Here is a 16,869-nt window from a genome sequence, read left to right on the forward strand (position 1 = left end):
GAGGCGGCGAAATGGGACAAGACGTCAGAAGTCCCCGAGGTCCACGGTGCATTGCGCTGGTGGGCCCTTTCCAATCAGGTAAAACCACACTTCTCGAAGCGATCCTGGCGCGGACGGGCGCAATCCCGCGCGCCGGCAGCGTCGACGCCGGTACGTCGGTCGGCGACGCCACGCCTGAGGCCCGTCATCACAAGATGAGCGTTGGGCTCACTGCTGCCACCACGAGTTTCATGGGCGACAGCTATACCTTCCTGGATTGTCCCGGTTCCGTCGAGTTCGCCCACGACATGCGCGCCGCGCTGCCCGCGGTCGACGCCGCCATCGTGGTGTGCGAGGCCGACGAGAAGAAGCTGCCGCAGCTTCAGATCATCCTGCGCGAGCTGGAGGAGCTGAAGATCCCGCGTTTCCTGTTCCTCAACAAGATCGACCGCGCCAACAAGCGCATCCGCGAGACGCTCGCGATGCTGCAGCCCGCCTCGCGCGTGCCGCTGGTGCTGCGCCAGATCCCGATCTGGAAGGGCGAGCTGATCGAGGGCTTTGTCGATCTCGCGCTGGAACGTGCGTTCATCTATCGCGAGCATAAGGCCTCCGAAGTGATTGCGCTCGACGGCGGCAATCTCGATCGCGAGAAGGAGGCCCGCTTCTCGATGCTGGAAAAGCTCGCCGATCACGACGACGCGCTGATGGAGCAATTGCTCGAGGACATCCAGCCGCCGCGCGATGCCGTGTTCGACGACCTCGCCCGCGAGTTGCGCGAAGGGCAGATCTGCCCGGTTCTTCTGGGCGCGGCCGCCCGCGAAAACGGCGTGCTGCGTCTGATGAAGGCGTTGCGCCACGAGGCGCCGGGCATTGCCGAGACCGCAAAACGTCTCGGTGCGCCGGAAAGCAAGGATGCGCTCGGTTTCGTCTTCAAGACGCTGCACTCGCAGCACGGCGGAAAGCTGTCGCTGACGCGGCTGCTCGCCGGCCATCTCGACGACGGCGCCACGCTGCAATCCTCCTCCGGTGGTGCCGGCCGCGTCTCCGGCATCCTCGCCGTCAGCGGCGCTTACGACAGCAAGCGCGCCTCGGCCGAAGCAGGTGACACCGTGGCGCTCGCCAAGCTCGATCCGGTCAAGACCGGCGACACCGTCTCGAGCGGCAAGATCGCGCCGGCTGCGCTCAAGGCCTCGGAGCCGACGCCGCCGGTGCTCGCCATGTCGGTTGCGGCCACCGACCGCAAGGACGACGTCAAGCTCGGCCAGGCCTTGATGCGGCTGCACGAGGAGGATCCGTCCCTCGTCATCGTGCAGAATGCCCAGACCCACGACACCGTGCTGTGGGGGCAGGGCGAGATGCACCTGCGTGTCGCCAGCGAGCGGCTCAGCGACCGCTTCGGCGTCAAGATCACCTCGCATCCGCCCGCGATCGGTTACCAGGAGACCATCCGCAAGCCGATCGTCCAGCGCGGCCGCCACAAGAAGCAGTCCGGCGGTCACGGCCAGTTCGGCGATGTCGTGCTCGACATCAGGCCGCTGCCGCGCGGCGAAGGTTTCAGGTTCGCCGAGAAAGTCGTCGGCGGTGCGGTGCCGCGCAACTATATCGGCGCGGTGGAAGAAGGCGTTGTCGACGGGCTCGCCCGCGGCCCGCTCGGCTTCCCCGTCACCGATGTGGAGGTGACGCTGACGGACGGCTCCTATCACAGCGTCGATTCCTCCGACCTCGCCTTCCGCACGGCGGCGCGGATCGGGCTCAACGAAGGCCTGCCGCAATGCCAGTCGGTCTTGCTGGAGCCGATCCACATGGTCGAGATCGTCTGTCCGACCGATGCCACCGCCAAGATCAACGCGATCCTGTCGGCGCGGCGCGGCCAGATCCTCGGCTTCGACACCCGCGAGGGCTGGAGCGGCTGGGACTGCGTTCGCGCCATGATGCCGGAAGCCGAGATCGGCGAGCTGATCGTCGAGCTGCGTTCGGCCACCGCCGGTGCCGGCAGCTTCACGCGCCAGTTCGACCACATGGCCGAAGTTACCGGCCGCGCCGCCGACCAGATCATCGCCGCGCATCAGCACGCGGCGTGATCGGTTAGGGACGCCCCACTCTCTCGCTCCCTCTCCCCCGTTCTCAGGGGCAGGGGGAGGCGTGAGGGACTGTCTCTACGAGGGCGGCACTTTATGTGAGCCACGCCCTCTCCACGTCATTGCGAGTTTAGAAGCAATCCAAAGTCTTTCTCGGGAGACGATCGCGCGTCCGGTTGCCGATATCAGGGGCGCGCGAGATGCAGCTGCCCCCGTCGCCGACGAGACCGTGAGCCGGCGGCCTGATCGGCACCGTGGCGCCGGCGCGCTTGACAGGACCGGCCGGACACGAAATGGATCGCCCTCGAACACGACCCGGGGGAAGGATGACCACGCCCAAACCGCCCGCAGCCTGCCTGATCGGATGGCCGGCCGCGCATTCGCGCTCGCCGCTGATCCATCGTTACTGGCTGCGCACGCTCGGCATCGCAGGTGGCTATGTCATCGAGGCCGTTCCGCCGGATGATTTGCGCGATTTCGTGCTGCGGCTGTCGCTGCGCGGCTTTGTCGGGGCAAATGTCACCATTCCGCACAAGGTCGGCGTGATGGAGCTATCGACCCCCGACGCGCGCGCCAGGGCCGTGGGCGCCGCCAACACGCTGTGGTTCGAAGATGGAGAGCTGCGCTCGACCAATACAGACGTCGAGGGCTTTCTCGGCAATCTCGACGCCACCGCGCCGGGCTGGGGCAAGGCCGGTGACGCGCTGGTGCTGGGGGCGGGCGGCGCCTCGCGCGCGGTGGTATTCGGCCTGCTCGACCGCGGCTTCGCCAATGTCCATCTTGCCAACCGCACCCTGGCGAACGCCGCGGCACTTGCGGCGCAGTTCGGGCCGAACGTGCATCCGCTGGCCTGGGACGGCATCAATGACGTGCTGCCGCGTGCAAAACTTCTCGTGAACACGACCTCGCTCGGCATGCATGGCCAAGGCGCGCTCGAGGTCGATGTGGCGCGTCTGCCGGAAGCCGCCGTCGTCGCCGACCTCGTCTATGTTCCATTGGTGACGCCGCTGCTCGCGGCCGCCCGCGCCCGCGGGCTCCGGACCGCCGATGGGCTCGGCATGCTGCTGCACCAGGCGGTGCGCGGCTTCGAGCTGTGGTTCGGCCGGCGGCCCGAGGTGACCGCCGAGCTCCGGGCCTTGGTCGAGGCCGACCTCACAAAGACTTGAGAGAATAGTGCGCTGTCTCCGGCGTTCTACCCCGTGGGGACAATCGGAGACATCAATGACGATCCAACGTGACAGTTTCACGCGCCCGCTCATCGCTGCCGCGATGGTGGTTGCTTCCACCTTTGCCGCCGTCGCGCAAAAGGCGCCGGTGCCGACCCGCGTGCGCGGCACGATCGAGAACGCCGATGGTGACACGCTGCAGGTCAAGTCGCGCAGCGGCGAGGAGGTCAAGCTGCATATCGCCCCGGACGCGCGCGTCGTCGGTGTCACCAGGATCTCGCTCGCCGACATCAAGGTCGGCTCCTTCGTCGGCGCCACCACCGTGCCGGGCCCTGATGGCGGCAACAATGCCGTCGAGGTGCATGTGTTTCCGGAGAACATGCGCGGCACCGGCGAGGGCTCGCGGCCCTATGATCTCAAGCCCAATTCCAGCATGACCAACGCCACGGTGTCGGAGAGCGTGGTCGGCAATGACGGTCATACGCTGCTGGTGAAGTACAAGGACGGCGAGAAGAAAGTTTTCGTCTCCGATATGACGCCCGTGGTGACCTTCGTTCCCGGCGACAAATCGGAACTGAAGGCCGGCGCCCAGGTCATCGCCTTCATGAAGCAACTGCCCGATGGTTCGTTCGAGACCGACCGCGTCAGCGTCGGCCGAGACGGCCTGACCCCGCCGATGTGAAGTGAAGCATGCTGCCGCCGATGTGAGGGCGCTAGCATCGCAGGGTGGGTTAGGCGAAGCCGTAACCCGCCGTGCTTCCGCAAATGCCGACCGAAGTTGGCGGGTTACGCTCAACGGATGCGCTTCGCCCATCCGTTGAGCTAACCCGCCCTACGGCACCGCCCTTGCGGCTATACCGCAATCACGTGATCGTCGATCTCGTCGATCCGGTTGACGCCGCACAGGCCCATCGTGGTCAGCAGCTCTTTCTGGATGATGTCGATCGCCTTGGCGACGCCGGCCTGGCCGCCGGCGCCCAGGCCATAGGCATAGGCGCGGCCGATCATGCACGACTTGGCGCCGAGCGCGAGCGCGCGCATCACGTCCTGGCCGGAGCGGATGCCGCCGTCGAACATGATCTCCATCTTGTCACCGACCGCGTCCGCAATCTCCGGCAGCACCTCGATCGAGGACGGCGCGCCGTCGAGCTGACGGCCGCCATGGTTCGACACCACCAGCGCCTGCGCGCCGGTCTTGGCCGCTTCCTCGGCGTCCTCGACGTCCAGAATGCCCTTGATGATGAGCTTGCCCGGCCAGATGCTCCGGATCCAATCGACGTCTTTCCAGTTCAAGGACGTGTCGAACTGCGAGGCCGTCCATTCGGCGAGCCGGTTGAGGTCCTCGGTGTTCTTCACGTGGCCTGCGATGTTGCCGAAGGTGCGGCGCTTGCCCTGCAGCACGCCCGAGACCCAGGCCGGCTTGGTGGCGAAATCCAGGAATTTCGACAGCGTCCACTCCGGCGGGATCGTCATGCCGTTCTTGATGTCGGCATGGCGCTGGCCGATCACCTGCAGGTCGACCGTGAGAACCAGCGCACTGCACTTGGCGGCGATCGCGCGCTGGATCAGCTCCTTGATGAAGCCGCGGTCCTTCATCACGTAGAGCTGGAACCAGAACGGCTTGTCCACGGCGGCCGCGATGTCCTCGATCGAGCAGATCGACATGGTCGATTGCGTGAACGGGATGCCGGCGGCCTGCGCCGCGCGGCAGGCGTGGATCTCGCCGTCGCCATGCTGCATGCCGAGCAGCCCGACTGGCGCCAGGATCAGCGGCATGGTCGAGGGCTCGCCCAAAATAGTCGTCGAGGTGTCGCGCTTGGAGACGTCGACCAGGATACGTTGGCGGAACTTGATGGCTTGCATGTCCTCGCGATTGGCCCGCAGCGTTTCCTCGGCATAGGAGCCGCGGTCGCAATAGTCGAAGAATGCCTTCGGCACGCGGCGCTTATGCAGCGCGCGAAGATCGTCGATACAGGTGATGTGCTTCATGAACGTTCCCGGCCCATCTTGTCTTGAGAGTCTTGCATCGGAAGATTGAGGGGTCATCTAGCATGGTTGGATGCGCAGCCAAATCGTTTGCGAGAGGGACCATGATGACCAAGCCGCACACGGGGCCTTCGCCGGAACAGATCAAGGAGAAGCAGGCCCTCGACGACGCGCTCGAAGAGGGCCTCGAGGAGACCTTCCCGGGCTCCGATCCCGTCAACGTCACCCAGCCGGCGCCTAGCCGCGAGGATGGTCATGTGAAGCGGAAGGGGTGAGGCCGGTTCCGGCTCATTCCGGCGACAAAAGCGGAAATATAATGTTAACAGCCGGTTACCGGACAGCCCAGTTCCCGGTTCCGTAATGATTCATCATATTTTTTGAAGCCAATTTAGCCCTCCAGGCATTATAAAGTCCCCAGCAAATCAGGGATGCGGGGCCTGTTCGGGCACCCGGAGGTTGTCGTGGGGATCCCTGGTTGTTGCGTGGGGGACGATGATGAGCCGCAAATATTTCGGGACGGACGGGATCCGGGGCCGCGCCAACGGACTGATCACGCCGGAGCTCGCGCTCAAGGTCGGCCAGGCCGCCGGCCTTGCGTTTCAGCGCGGTGACCACCGGCACCGGGTCGTGATCGGCAAGGACACGCGGCTATCAGGCTACATGATCGAATATGCCATGGTCGCGGGCTTCACCTCGGTCGGCATGGACGTGCTGCTGGTCGGCCCGATGCCGACGCCGGCGGTGGCGATGCTGACCAAGTCGATGCGCGCCGATCTCGGCGTCATGATCTCGGCCTCGCACAATCTGTTCGAGGACAACGGCATCAAGCTGTTCGGCCCGCAGGGTTTCAAGCTTTCCGACGACGTCGAGAAGCAGATCGAGCAGCTGCTCGACGAGCCGATCGAGAAGCGGCTGGCGCAGAGCGCGAGTCTCGGCCGTGCCCGCCGTATCGACGGCGTGCATGACCGCTACATCGAATTCGCCAAGCGCACGCTGCCGCGCGATCTCTCGCTCGACGGCCTGCGCGTCGTGGTCGATTGCGCCAATGGCGCCGCCTACAAGGTGGTGCCGGAAGCGCTGTGGGAATTGGGCGCCGACGTGGTGCCGATCGGCGTCGAGCCCGATGGTTTCAACATCAACAAGGATTGCGGCTCGACCTCGCCGGAGGCGCTGTCGAAGAAGGTGCGCGAGATGCGCGCCGACATCGGCATTGCGCTCGACGGCGACGCCGATCGCGTCATCCTGGTCGACGAGCGCGGCCATGTCGTCGACGGCGACCAGCTGCTGGCGGTGATCGCGCAGAGCTGGAAGGAAGACGGTCGCCTGTCGCGTCCGGGCATCGTTGCCACCGTGATGTCCAATCTCGGCCTCGAGCGTTTCCTGAAGGGGCAGGGGCTCGATCTCGTGCGCACGCCGGTCGGCGACCGCTACGTGCTCGAGCAGATGCTGAGCGGCGGCTTCAATCTCGGCGGCGAGCAGTCCGGCCACATCATCCTGTCCGACTACGCCACCACCGGCGACGGCTTTGTCGCCGCGCTGCAGGTGTTGGCGGTGGTACAGAAGCTGCGCCGCCCGGTCTCCGAGGTCTGCCACCGCTTCGATCCGCTGCCGCAGATCCTCAAGAACGTCCGCCACAAGGGCGGCAAGCCGCTCGACGATTCCGACGTCAAGTCGGCGATCTCCGACGGCGAGAAGCGCCTCAACGGCCACGGCCGGCTCTTGATCCGCTCCTCCGGCACCGAGCCCGTGATCCGCGTCATGGGCGAGGGCGAGGACCGCATCCTGGTCGAGGACATCGTCGACACCATCGTCACCGCGCTGGGCCAGGCCGCGGCCTGAACTCCAAGCACACTGCCGTAGGGGGGTTAGCTTGCGGTCGCGCGAAGCGCGACCCGTGAGCGTAACCCACCACTTCTGCCACCGTTGAAACAAAAGTATCGTAGGGTGGGCAAAGCGGAGCGTGCCCACGCGTCTGTCGCCGTATCGGAAAGATCGTGGGCACGGCGCAAGGGCGCCTTTGCCCACCTTACGATATCTGCGGTCGTAGCCCGGATGGAGCGAAGCGGAATCCGGGATTCGTGCAACGGCGATAACGGCCCCGGATTGCGCTTCGCTCCATCCGGGCTACGCGCTTCTTCGAAAGACCGGCCCCCGCATCCCAGCCATTTGCGATTGACGGTGGTTCGGCCGCCGCCATTATCGTACCTAGCAGATCGCGGCAATCTGCCGCCCCTGCCGGGATGCTCCAGTGAACAAGCCTGTCGTCGTCCATGCGGAAACCCTGACCGAGCCCGTCGTCGTCAGCGATGTCGCGCCCGCCAAAGCCGCAGGGCCGGCCTATGTCGTGCTCGCCGGCATCAGCTTCTCGCACTTCCTCAACGACACCATGCAATCGCTGATCGCCTCGGTGTATCCGATCCTGAAGGACACCTACGCGCTCGACTTCGCGCAGATCGGCATGATCACGCTGGCGTTCCAGTTCACCGCCTCGCTGCTGCAGCCGGTGGTCGGCCATTATACCGACAAGAAGGCGCAGCCCTATTCGCTGTCGATCGGCATGGCCTCGACCTTTTTCGGCCTCTTGCTGCTCAGCGTCGCACAGCGCTATCTCGTCATCCTCGTTGCCGCTGCGCTGGTCGGCCTCGGCTCGGCGGTGTTTCACCCGGAATCGGCGCGCATCGCAAGGCTCGCCTCGGGCGGGCGCTACGGCTTTGCGCAATCGGTGTTTCAGCTCGGCGGCAGTTTCGGCACCTCGATGGGGCCCGTGCTGGCCGCGCTCATCGTCGTGCCGTTCGGGCAGGGCAGCATCGCCTGGTTCTCCTCGATCGCGTTCCTCGCGATTCTCATCCTCTGGCGCATCGGCCGCTGGTACGCGCCGCAGATCACCGCGAGGAAAGCCGCGCCCGCGCATGCGCAACCCGGCGGACCGAGCCGGCGCCGTGTCGCCGTCGCGCTGCTGGTGCTGGTGGCGCTGCTGTTCTCGAAGCAGCTCTACGTCTCGAGCCTGTCGAGCTATTACATCTTCTACCTGATCGACCGCTTTGGGGTGTCGACGCAGGCGGCGCAAATCTATCTGTTCGTCTTCCTCGCCGCGAACGCTGTCGGTGCGTTCTTCGGCGGTCCCTTGGGCGATCGCTTCGGCCGCAAGATCGTGATCTGGATCTCGATCCTGGGCGCGCTGCCGTTCACGCTGGCGCTGCCCCATGCCGGGCTTTACGCGAGCGCGGTGCTGTCGGTCATCATCGGCCTCATCATCTCCTCGACGACATCGTCGATCATCGTGTTCGCGCAGGAGCTGGTGCCGCATCGCTTCGGCATGATCTCCGGCGTGTTCTTCGGCGTTGCCTTCGGCATCGGGGGCCTGGGCGCCGCCGTGCTCGGCAAGCTCGCCGACCACACCTCCATCGCGTTCGTCTACCAGGTCTGCGCCTATCTGCCGGCGATCGGGCTGCTCGCGGTGTTCCTGCCCAGGCTGCCGCAGCACAGGCGTTAACAAACCTTCTTTCTCTGCGTTGCGGCTTCATACATCGTTAGCAATTGGTGCCGCATTTTCGCATCGCTCGCGCCGCATCCGCGTGGCCGCTCAGAAAAAATCAACCTTAAAAATTAGGGTTAAGTGGCGCTTAAGCATTTGCTGCCATCGTCCGTTCCGTGAGTTTCCAGAACGTGGGGCATCTGCATTTTGCCTCACCGGCCATAAGGACGAAGCCAATGCGTTGCGTTAAGTCTCTCCTTGCCGCGGGTGCGGCATCACTGATTTCATCGATGGCTTTTGCCGCCGATATGCCGATCGCGGCTCCGCCCCCCATGTACGCGCCGCCCGTCCCGCCCGCCGATTTCGGCGGCTGGTATTTGCGTGGCGATATCGGCTTCAGCAATCAGCAGTTCAAGGATCTGCATAACACCAACGCGGCGCTCTACGCGCCGGTGGTTTCCTTCCAGCAGACCTCGACGGTCAACACCGGGGGGATCTTCGATGTCGGCGTCGGCTATCGGGTCAATAACTGGTTCAGGGCCGACGTCATCGGGCAATATCGCGGCAAGACGAATTTCCTGGCCACCGATTCCTATACGTTCACGAACGCCGGCGTCGTCACGCCGGGAGTCGATACCTACACCGGAACCAAGTCCGAATGGCTGGTGATGGCGAACGCTTACGTCGACCTCGGTACATGGTGGTGTGTCACTCCGTTCATCGGCGCCGGTGTCGGTGCGGCTCGCGTGACCATCGACAATCTCGTGGACACCAACACGCCCACAAACGGTGTCAACCTCGCTGGTTCAGGCTCGAAATGGAATTTGGCGTGGGCAGCGCATGCGGGTCTCGCCTACAAGATCAATCCGTCCACCACGCTCGAACTGGCCTACAGCTACGTGAGCCTGGGTGACGGCGTCACGGCAAACTCGCATAACTTCAATGCGCCGCTCAGCCCCTATGTCTGGCAGGTCAAGAACATCACGTCGAACGACCTGAAGCTCGGCGTACGCTGGGAGCTCAACACGCCGCCGGCCTACGCCCCGCCGCCGCCGCTCGTCACCAAGGGCTGATCGCGAGCCTCATCGCTTAACGTCTCTTAACGGCGCGGGATCATCCCGCGCCGTTTTGCTTTGCATTTTTTCATGGCGAGCGGCGCCGAAAACCTCGGACGCAACCATTGATTAAGGTTAACGAGCCATGATCACGCTGAAGAGTTCGAGTCCGATGGAGCGTTGCAATGCGTAGGCTTTGGTTGGTTGCGGCGGTGTTCGGATCTGTGTCCGCCGCACAGGCGGCCGACATGCCCGATCTGCCCGTCCTGCGCGGCGGCTTCACCGACGGTCTGTCCAAGACGTCCCACAATTGGGACGGCGCGTATTTCGGCGTCAATGGCGGCTACACGGCCGACGCGACCGATTTCAGCCAAAGCGTGGTCGGCCTGACCAACTTCATCTTCCGCAACAGCGTGCTGCAGCAGCCGACGGCGAGTTGGTCGCTCATGAACAAGACCAACACGCAAGGCACGAACTTTGGCGCCTTCGTCGGCCGCAATTGGCAATGGTACGATGCCATTCTCGGTCTCGAGGGCACCTACAGCTACTTCAACAACCTCTACACGCAGACCAGCGGTTCCAATCAACTCGACATCATCAATCCTGCCGGTGACATTCACCCCGACAACGTGACCGATCATTGGAACGTAAAGTTGACCGGCACCGCCGCGGCACAGGTCAAGGACATGATTGCGCTCCGCGGCCGCGTGGGCTGGGATGGCGGCGATTTCATGCCATACGCGTTCGCTGGCGCTGCTGTCGGCCGCATGGACGTATCGCGTACCGTGACAAGCGACGTGACGTTAACCCAGGTGATGACGACGACGGTCGGTGGCGTCACGACGATCCTCGTGAACGGACCGAACCCCGTTCCCGCGCAGTCGCAGACGCAGACCCAGCATAGAACCAACGCCTTCGCGGCGGGCTTCGTTGCCGGTCTCGGCGTCGAGTATTGCATCTGGGACGGTCTGTTCGCGCGCGTCGAATACGAATACGTGAAATTCTCGCCGGTCATGAACACCTCTGTGACGCTGAACAATGCGCGCGTCGGGCTCGGCTACAAGTTCTGACACGACTTCGCTGCGTCGCGGTTGACAGGCTCGCTGCAGCCTGATGCTCTGTCGCCTCTGATGAGGCGGCGGCAATGCAGATTTACGGCGACAGCAATTCCGGCAATTGTCTGAAGGTGAAATGGGTGTGCGATCATCTCGCATTGCCGTATCGCTGGATCGAGATCGACACGCGCAAGGGCGAGACGCGCACGCCGCAATTTCTGGCCATGAACGGCGCCGGCCAGGTGCCGACCGTCGCCTTCGACGACGGCCGCACCCTGGCGCAGTCCAATGCCATCATCCGCTATCTCGCCCGCGACAGCGCACTCATTCCGCGCGACGCCTTTGCCGCTGCCAAGATGGACGAATGGCTGTTCTGGGAGCAGTACAGCCACGAGCCCTACATCGCGGTGTGTCGTTTCCAGATGGTCTATCTCGGCAAGTCAGCCTTCGAGCTCGATCCTGACAAGGTCAAGCGCGGCTATGCGGCGCTGGACCGCATGGAGGCGCATCTTGCCGCCAGCCGCTTCTTTGCCGGCGATGCGGTCTCGCTGGCGGACGTCTCGCTGCTCGCCTATACGCGCGTTGCGCATGAAGGCGGCTTCGATCTCGGCCGCTGTGCCGCCACCCGCCGCTGGGTCGGCGAGGCCGAGGCGTTTCTCGGCCTGCCATCTGCGCGCTGAGCCTGGAGTGCTCGTCGATGAATGAAAGATCCGTTTCCATCCGGCCTGCGCGACGCGAGGACGTCGCGGCGATGATCGCGATGCTCGCCGATGACCAACTCGGCCGTGCCCGCGAGCGGTTGGAGGACCCGCTGCCTGAGGTCTATTACGAAGCGTTCGAACGGGTCGAACGCAGTCCCAATCTTCAGCTCGTGGTCGCCGAGAGCGAGGGCAGGGTGGTCGGCTGCCTGCAACTTGCACTTCTGCCCGGCATCAGCTCGCAAGGCGGCATCCGCGGGTTGCTCGAAGATGTTCGCGTTGCCTCTGATTGCCGCGGCCGCGGCATCGGCGAAAAGCTGGTGCAATGGGCTGTTACTGAAGCCAAGGCGCGCGGCTGCAGTCTGGTCGAACTGCTCACGCATTCGAGCCGCGTCGATGCGCAGCGCTTCTACAAGCGGCTTGGATTTTCGGCGAGCCATGTCGGCATGACTGTGCGTTTTTGATGCAGCTCGAATGGCCGTTGCGCCATCAGCGAAATCGGATCGCGCGTTCGTTCATCTTAACAGCTGATAAACTACCCCTTGGTCGTTCGCGTGGATCGAGGAACGAACGGTGCTACGGAGCGTCAGTACCGGGCTCGGTCGGTTCGGGGATTCAATGACAAGCTATTCCATGATCAAGGTCGGCAACGACTACGTTGTGCAGGCCAACGACAAGTGCATTTTGAAGGTCAGCAGCCGCCGCCGCGCCGCGCAATTGATCAGCGAGGCCACGGACTTGCTGAACGCGCTCGCCGCAGTCGAATCCTCCGATATCGCGCCGGAATTGCCTGCACTCCGCCGTGAGCCACCGGAAGTTTCTTGACTGATCTTCCTGTTTCCCGTATCAGCCGCGGCGGGACACCTCCCCCCAACGGGAGGCTTACTATCTGGAAGGGTAGATCATGACTGTAGCGAAGCCCGCTTCGCGGCCGACCGTGCCGCATTTCTCCTCCGGCCCCTGCGCCAAGCGCCCCGGCTGGAACGCCCAAAATCTCAAAGACGCAGCGCTCGGCCGGTCGCATCGTGCGAAGGTCGGCAAGACCAAGCTCAAGCTCGCGATCGATCTGACGCGCGAAGTGCTTGAAGTGCCGGCAGATTATCGCATCGGCATCGTGCCGGCGTCCGATACCGGCGCGGTCGAGATGGCACTGTGGTCGCTGCTCGGGGCCCGGCCCGTCACCACGCTCGCCTGGGAATCCTTCGGCGAGGGCTGGGTCAGCGACATCGTCAAGGAATTGAAGCTCAAGGACGTCACCAAGCTCAACGCTGGATACGGTGAGATTCCGGATCTCTCCAAGGTCGATCCCAAGAGCGATGTCATTTTCACCTGGAACGGCACGACGTCAGGCGTACGCGTGCCGAACGCCGACTGGATCAAGGCAGACCGTGAAGGTCTCACAATCTGCGACGCGACGTCTGCCGCCTTCGCGCAACCGCTCGATTTTGCAAAACTCGATGTCGTCACCTTCTCCTGGCAGAAGGCGCTCGGCGGCGAAGCCGCGCATGGCATGCTGATCCTCTCGCCCCGCGCGGTGGAGCGGCTCGAGACCTACAAGCCGGCCTGGCCGCTGCCGAAAATCTTCCGCATGACCAAGGGCGGCAAGCTCAACGAAGGCATCTTCGTCGGCGAAACCATCAACACGCCGTCGATGCTCTGCGTCGAGGATTATCTCGACGCGTTGAACTGGGCCAAGTCGATCGGCGGCCTCAAGGCGCTGATCGCGCGCGCCGACGCCAACACCAAGGTTCTGGCCGACTGGAAGGCGAAGACGCCGTGGATCGACTTCCTGGCCAAGGACGCTTCGATCCGCTCCAACACCTCGGTGTGCCTGAAGTTCACCGACCCTGCGATCACCTCGCTCTCGGACGACGCCCAGGCGGAGTTCTCCAAGAAGCTGGTCGCGCTGGTCGAGAAGGAAGGCGCCGGCTACGACTTCGCCTACTACCGCGATGCACCGGCCGGCCTGCGCATCTGGTGCGGCGCCACCGTCGAGGCGAGGGACGTCGAGCTGCTGACGCAGTGGATCGATTGGGCCTTTGCCGAGACCAAGGCTACGCTCGCCAAGGCGGCGTAAGCCAAACCAAATCCTCGTCATGGCCGGGCTTGACCCGGCCATCCATCCATCAAGAGAGATGGATCCGCGGGTCTCAAGCGCGAAGACGCGCTTTCCGCTTTTGCCCGCGGATGACGTTCCGTAACTGCAGCTCGCACCAACGGATCATTCCCATGACCAAGCCCAAAGTTCTCATTTCCGACGCGCTCTCGCCCGCTGCCGTGCAGATCTTCAAGGACCGCGGCGTCGAGGTCGACTTCCAGCCCAACCTCGGCAAGGACAAGGACAAGCTCGCCGAGATCATCGGCAATTACGACGGCCTCGCGATCCGCTCGGCGACCAAGGCGACCGCCAAGATCCTGGAGAAGGCCACCAGGCTCAAGGTGATCGGCCGCGCCGGCATCGGCGTCGACAATGTCGAGATCCCGGCCGCCACGGCCAAGGGCATCATCGTGATGAACACGCCGTTCGGCAATTCGATCACGACCGCCGAGCATGCGATCACGCTCATGCTGGCGCTGGCCCGCGAGATTCCGCAGGCCGACGCCTCGACCCAGGCCGGCAAGTGGGAGAAGAACCGCTTCATGGGCGTCGAGATCACCGGCAAGGTGCTCGGCGTGGTCGGTTGCGGCAACATCGGCTCGATCGTCGCCGACCGCGCCCTCGGCCTGCGCATGAAGGTGATCGCGTTCGATCCGTTCCTGTCGCCGGAGCGCGCCAAGGACATCGGCGTCGAGAAGGTCGAGCTCGATGACCTCCTGAAGCGCGCCGACTTCATCACGCTGCACACGCCGCTGACCGAGAAGACCAAGAACATCATCGACGCATCAGCGATCGCCAAGATGAAGAAGGGCGTGCGCCTGATCAACTGCGCCCGCGGCGGCCTCGTCGACGAGCAGGCCGTGGTCGATGCGCTCAATGCCAAGCATATCGCCGGCGCCGCCTTCGACGTGTTCGTCGAGGAGCCCGCGACCTCGAACGTGCTGTTCGGCCATCCCAACGTGATCTGCACGCCGCATCTCGGCGCCTCCACCACGGAAGCCCAGGAGAACGTCGCGCTGCAGGTCGCCGAGCAGATGTCGGACTACCTCCTCACCGGTGCGATCTCGAACGCGGTGAACTTCCCGTCGATCACCGCGGAAGAGGCGCCGAAGCTCAAGCCCTTCATTGCGCTGGCCGAGAAGCTCGGCTCGTTCGCCGGCCAGCTCACCGAATCAGGCATCCTCAAGGTCGAGATCACCTATGAGGGCCACGTCGCCGAGATGAAGATCAAGGCGATCACCTCGGCGGTGCTGTCGGGCCTGCTGCGCCCGATGCTGGGCGAGGTCAACGTGGTGTCCGCGCCTGTCGTCGCCAAGGAGCGCGGCATGGTGGTCGACGAGATCGTCCGCGCCGCCCAGAGCGACTACGAGAGCCTGATCACCGTGACGGTCGCGACCGAGCGCCAGGAGCGTTCGGTCTCCGGCACCGTCTATCATGACGGCAAGCCGCGCCTCGTCGACGTCAAGGGCATCCGCGTCGACGCCGAGTTCGGCAAGTCGATGATCTACGTCACCAACGAAGACAAGCCGGGCTTCATCGGCAGCTTCGCGAGCCTCCTGGGTGATGCCAAGATCAACATCGCGACCTTCCATCTCGGCCGCGTCGCGCCGGGCTCCGATGCCATCGCGCTGATCGAGGTCGACGGCGCGGTGCCGGCCGACGTGCTCGCCAAGGTGCAGGCGCTGCCGCAGGTCAAGCAGGTCAAGGCGCTGAGGTTCTGAGCAATCGTCATTCCGGGGCTCGCGAAGCGAGAATCCGGAATCCCGAGATTCCGGATTCGGCTCTGCGAGCCGCTCCGGAATGACGATCATCATATCATATATTCCGACACGCGGAACAACGCCGCCCCATCTCGTAAGGGGCGGCGTTTTTTGTTGATGGATCGACCCGCTTTTTCTCCCGCTCTCCGCAAACTTTGTGTACCAATGGCGGCAAGAGCGTTTCTGACCAACGCCTCCGTATCAGTCGTTCGAAAGAAGGGAGAAAACAATGCGTGAAGCCGTCATCGTTTCCTATGCGCGCACGGGCCTCGCCAAATCCGGCCGCGGCGGGTTCAACATCACGCCGCCAATGTCGCTCGCGGCGCACGCCATCCACCACGCGGTCGATCGCGCCGGCGTCGAGAAGGATTATGTCGAGGACTGCTATCTCGGCAATTGCGCCCATGGCGCGCCGAACATCGGCCGCCAGGCCGCGCTGCTCGCGGGGCTGCCGAAGAGCACCGCCGGCGTCTCGGTGAACCGCTTCTGCTCCTCGGGGCTGCAGACCATCGCGATGGCCGCGAACTCGATCCGCTCCGACGGCGCCGACTGCATCGTCGCCGGCGGCGTCGAGAGCATCTCGATTCCCGGTGGCGGCTCGCCGAAGGAGTCGATCGATCCGGAATTGCTCAAGACCGCGCCCGACATCTTCATGGCGATGATCGACACCGCCGACATCGTTGCCGAGCGCTACAAGGTCAGCCGCGAATACCAGGACGAATATTCGCTGGAATCGCAGCGCCGCATGGCCGCCGCGCAGCAGGCCGGCAAGTTCAAGGACGAGATCGTCCCGATGAAGACCAGGATGAAGGTGGTCGACAAGGCCACCAAGGCCGAGAGCATCGTCGACTACGTCGTCGACCGCGACGAGTGCAACCGGCCCGAGACCACGCTTGAAGGTCTTGCCAAGCTCGAGCCGGTGAAGGGTCCCGGCAAATACGTCACGGCCGGCAATGCCAGCCAGCTCTCCGACGGCGCCGCCGCCGTGGTGCTGATGGAAGCCAAGGACGCCGAGAAGCGCGGCCTCAAGCCGCTTGGCCGCTTCGTCGCCTGGGCCGCCGCGGGCTGCGAGCCTGACGAGATGGGCATCGGCCCGATCTTCGCCGTGCCGAAGCTGCTCAAGCGTCACGGCCTGAAGATCGACGACATCGATCTCTGGGAGCTCAACGAGGCCTTTGCCAGCCAGTGCCTCTATTCGCGCGACAAGCTCGGCATCGACCCCGAGAAGTACAACGTCAACGGCGGCTCGATCGCGATCGGCCATCCCTTCGGCATGACCGGCGCCCGTCTCACCGGCCATCTGCTGCAGGAAGGCGCCCGCCGCAAGGCCAAATGGGGCGTCGTCACCATGTGCATCGGCGGCGGCCAGGGCGGCGCCGGCCTGTTCGAGATCTACAGCTGATCTGACGCGCAGAGATGTGAGAGGCACGGCGCCAAAAGCGCCGTGCCTTTTCGTTGTGCAGCCAAGATGCACTCGGTGCACTCTTGCATGCATTGTGTCACAAAGCACGTAATCCTA

Annotated in this window: 15 protein-coding genes; 14 read left to right on the forward strand and 1 reads right to left on the reverse strand. The window is 64.2% G+C overall.

The features are described 5' to 3' along the window. Window positions 1-11 precede the first annotated feature (11 nt). The 3 genes from ACNJX9_RS08495 (at window position 12) to ACNJX9_RS08505 (ending at window position 3,905) form a co-directional block, all read left to right on the forward strand. Window positions 12-2,060, forward strand: coding sequence for an elongation factor G (locus ACNJX9_RS08495; protein ID WP_439408434.1), 2,049 nt, complete (start codon window positions 12-14; stop codon window positions 2,058-2,060). A 323-nt stretch (window positions 2,061-2,383) separates the two neighbouring features. Next, window positions 2,384-3,223: a shikimate dehydrogenase gene (locus ACNJX9_RS08500; RefSeq protein WP_439408435.1), complete on the forward strand. Its 840-nt coding sequence runs from the start codon at window positions 2,384-2,386 to the stop codon at window positions 3,221-3,223. A 55-nt stretch (window positions 3,224-3,278) separates the two neighbouring features. Next, window positions 3,279-3,905 carry a hypothetical protein gene (locus ACNJX9_RS08505; protein ID WP_439408436.1) on the forward strand — a complete coding sequence of 209 codons (627 nt, stop codon included), beginning with the start codon at window positions 3,279-3,281 and terminating at the stop codon, window positions 3,903-3,905. Window positions 3,906-4,075: 170 nt separating this feature from the next. On the opposite strand, the gene ACNJX9_RS08510 is transcribed toward ACNJX9_RS08505, so the two are convergent. Beyond that, on the reverse strand, window positions 4,076-5,212 hold the full coding sequence (locus tag ACNJX9_RS08510; protein ID WP_057741527.1) for an alpha-hydroxy acid oxidase: 1,137 nt from the start codon (window positions 5,210-5,212) through the stop codon (window positions 4,076-4,078). 101 nt (window positions 5,213-5,313) lie between these two features. On the opposite strand from ACNJX9_RS08510, the gene ACNJX9_RS08515 reads away from it, so the two are divergent. The 11 genes from ACNJX9_RS08515 (at window position 5,314) to ACNJX9_RS08565 (ending at window position 16,752) form a co-directional block, all read left to right on the forward strand. Beyond that, window positions 5,314-5,484: a hypothetical protein gene (locus ACNJX9_RS08515; RefSeq protein WP_157083350.1), complete on the forward strand. Its 171-nt coding sequence runs from the start codon at window positions 5,314-5,316 to the stop codon at window positions 5,482-5,484. Window positions 5,485-5,704: 220 nt separating this feature from the next. After that, window positions 5,705-7,048, forward strand: coding sequence for a phosphoglucosamine mutase (gene glmM / locus ACNJX9_RS08520; protein ID WP_439410024.1), 1,344 nt, complete (start codon window positions 5,705-5,707; stop codon window positions 7,046-7,048). A 409-nt stretch (window positions 7,049-7,457) separates the two neighbouring features. Then, complete coding sequence (locus tag ACNJX9_RS08525) at window positions 7,458-8,702, forward strand: MFS transporter (protein ID WP_439408437.1); 1,245 nt, start codon at window positions 7,458-7,460, stop codon at window positions 8,700-8,702. 218 nt (window positions 8,703-8,920) lie between these two features. Beyond that, window positions 8,921-9,757, forward strand: a complete 837-nt coding sequence (locus ACNJX9_RS08530) for an outer membrane protein (RefSeq protein ID WP_439410025.1) — start codon at window positions 8,921-8,923, stop codon at window positions 9,755-9,757. A 167-nt stretch (window positions 9,758-9,924) separates the two neighbouring features. Continuing rightward, window positions 9,925-10,809 (forward strand): outer membrane protein, encoded by an 885-nt coding sequence (locus tag ACNJX9_RS08535; protein WP_439408438.1) that lies wholly within the window; start codon window positions 9,925-9,927, stop codon window positions 10,807-10,809. Window positions 10,810-10,883: 74 nt separating this feature from the next. After that, window positions 10,884-11,474: a glutathione S-transferase family protein gene (locus ACNJX9_RS08540; protein ID WP_439408439.1), complete on the forward strand. Its 591-nt coding sequence runs from the start codon at window positions 10,884-10,886 to the stop codon at window positions 11,472-11,474. Between the two features lie 17 nt (window positions 11,475-11,491). Then, window positions 11,492-11,956, forward strand: a complete 465-nt coding sequence (locus ACNJX9_RS08545) for a GNAT family N-acetyltransferase (RefSeq protein WP_057741516.1) — start codon at window positions 11,492-11,494, stop codon at window positions 11,954-11,956. 169 nt (window positions 11,957-12,125) lie between these two features. Then, entirely contained in the window at window positions 12,126-12,317 is a 192-nt protein-coding gene (locus ACNJX9_RS08550) for a hypothetical protein (RefSeq protein ID WP_439408440.1), read from the forward strand. Between the two features lie 79 nt (window positions 12,318-12,396). Then, a complete protein-coding gene (locus ACNJX9_RS08555; RefSeq protein ID WP_271600613.1) occupies window positions 12,397-13,569 on the forward strand; it encodes a phosphoserine transaminase in 1,173 nt (390 codons plus the stop codon). Window positions 13,570-13,721: 152 nt separating this feature from the next. Continuing rightward, complete coding sequence (gene serA / locus ACNJX9_RS08560) at window positions 13,722-15,311, forward strand: phosphoglycerate dehydrogenase (RefSeq protein ID WP_057741507.1); 1,590 nt, start codon at window positions 13,722-13,724, stop codon at window positions 15,309-15,311. 268 nt (window positions 15,312-15,579) lie between these two features. After that, window positions 15,580-16,752, forward strand: coding sequence for a thiolase family protein (locus tag ACNJX9_RS08565; protein ID WP_439408441.1), 1,173 nt, complete (start codon window positions 15,580-15,582; stop codon window positions 16,750-16,752). The last annotated feature ends 117 nt before the right edge of the window (window positions 16,753-16,869 follow it).

The organism is Bradyrhizobium sp. BLXBL-03 (assembly GCF_051853015.1).
Lineage (GTDB): Bacteria > Pseudomonadota > Alphaproteobacteria > Rhizobiales > Xanthobacteraceae > Bradyrhizobium > Bradyrhizobium manausense.

Bases quoted from the DNA above. Each gene is read 5' to 3' on its own strand.
- ACNJX9_RS08495 (WP_439408434.1), top strand. From the start codon at position 12: ATGGGACAAGACGTCAGAAGTCCCCGAGGTCCACGGTGCATTGCGCTG.
- ACNJX9_RS08500 (WP_439408435.1), top strand. From the start codon at position 2,384: ATGACCACGCCCAAACCGCCCGCAGCCTGCCTGATCGGATGGCCGGCC.
- ACNJX9_RS08505 (WP_439408436.1), top strand. From the start codon at position 3,279: ATGACGATCCAACGTGACAGTTTCACGCGCCCGCTCATCGCTGCCGCG.
- ACNJX9_RS08510 (WP_057741527.1), bottom strand. From the start codon at position 5,212: ATGAAGCACATCACCTGTATCGACGATCTTCGCGCGCTGCATAAGCGC.
- ACNJX9_RS08515 (WP_157083350.1), top strand. From the start codon at position 5,314: ATGATGACCAAGCCGCACACGGGGCCTTCGCCGGAACAGATCAAGGAG.
- glmM (WP_439410024.1), top strand. From the start codon at position 5,705: ATGAGCCGCAAATATTTCGGGACGGACGGGATCCGGGGCCGCGCCAAC.
- ACNJX9_RS08530 (WP_439410025.1), top strand. From the start codon at position 8,921: ATGCGTTGCGTTAAGTCTCTCCTTGCCGCGGGTGCGGCATCACTGATT.
- ACNJX9_RS08535 (WP_439408438.1), top strand. From the start codon at position 9,925: ATGCGTAGGCTTTGGTTGGTTGCGGCGGTGTTCGGATCTGTGTCCGCC.
- ACNJX9_RS08540 (WP_439408439.1), top strand. From the start codon at position 10,884: ATGCAGATTTACGGCGACAGCAATTCCGGCAATTGTCTGAAGGTGAAA.
- ACNJX9_RS08545 (WP_057741516.1), top strand. From the start codon at position 11,492: ATGAATGAAAGATCCGTTTCCATCCGGCCTGCGCGACGCGAGGACGTC.
- ACNJX9_RS08550 (WP_439408440.1), top strand. From the start codon at position 12,126: ATGATCAAGGTCGGCAACGACTACGTTGTGCAGGCCAACGACAAGTGC.
- ACNJX9_RS08555 (WP_271600613.1), top strand. From the start codon at position 12,397: ATGACTGTAGCGAAGCCCGCTTCGCGGCCGACCGTGCCGCATTTCTCC.
- serA (WP_057741507.1), top strand. From the start codon at position 13,722: ATGACCAAGCCCAAAGTTCTCATTTCCGACGCGCTCTCGCCCGCTGCC.
- ACNJX9_RS08565 (WP_439408441.1), top strand. From the start codon at position 15,580: ATGCGTGAAGCCGTCATCGTTTCCTATGCGCGCACGGGCCTCGCCAAA.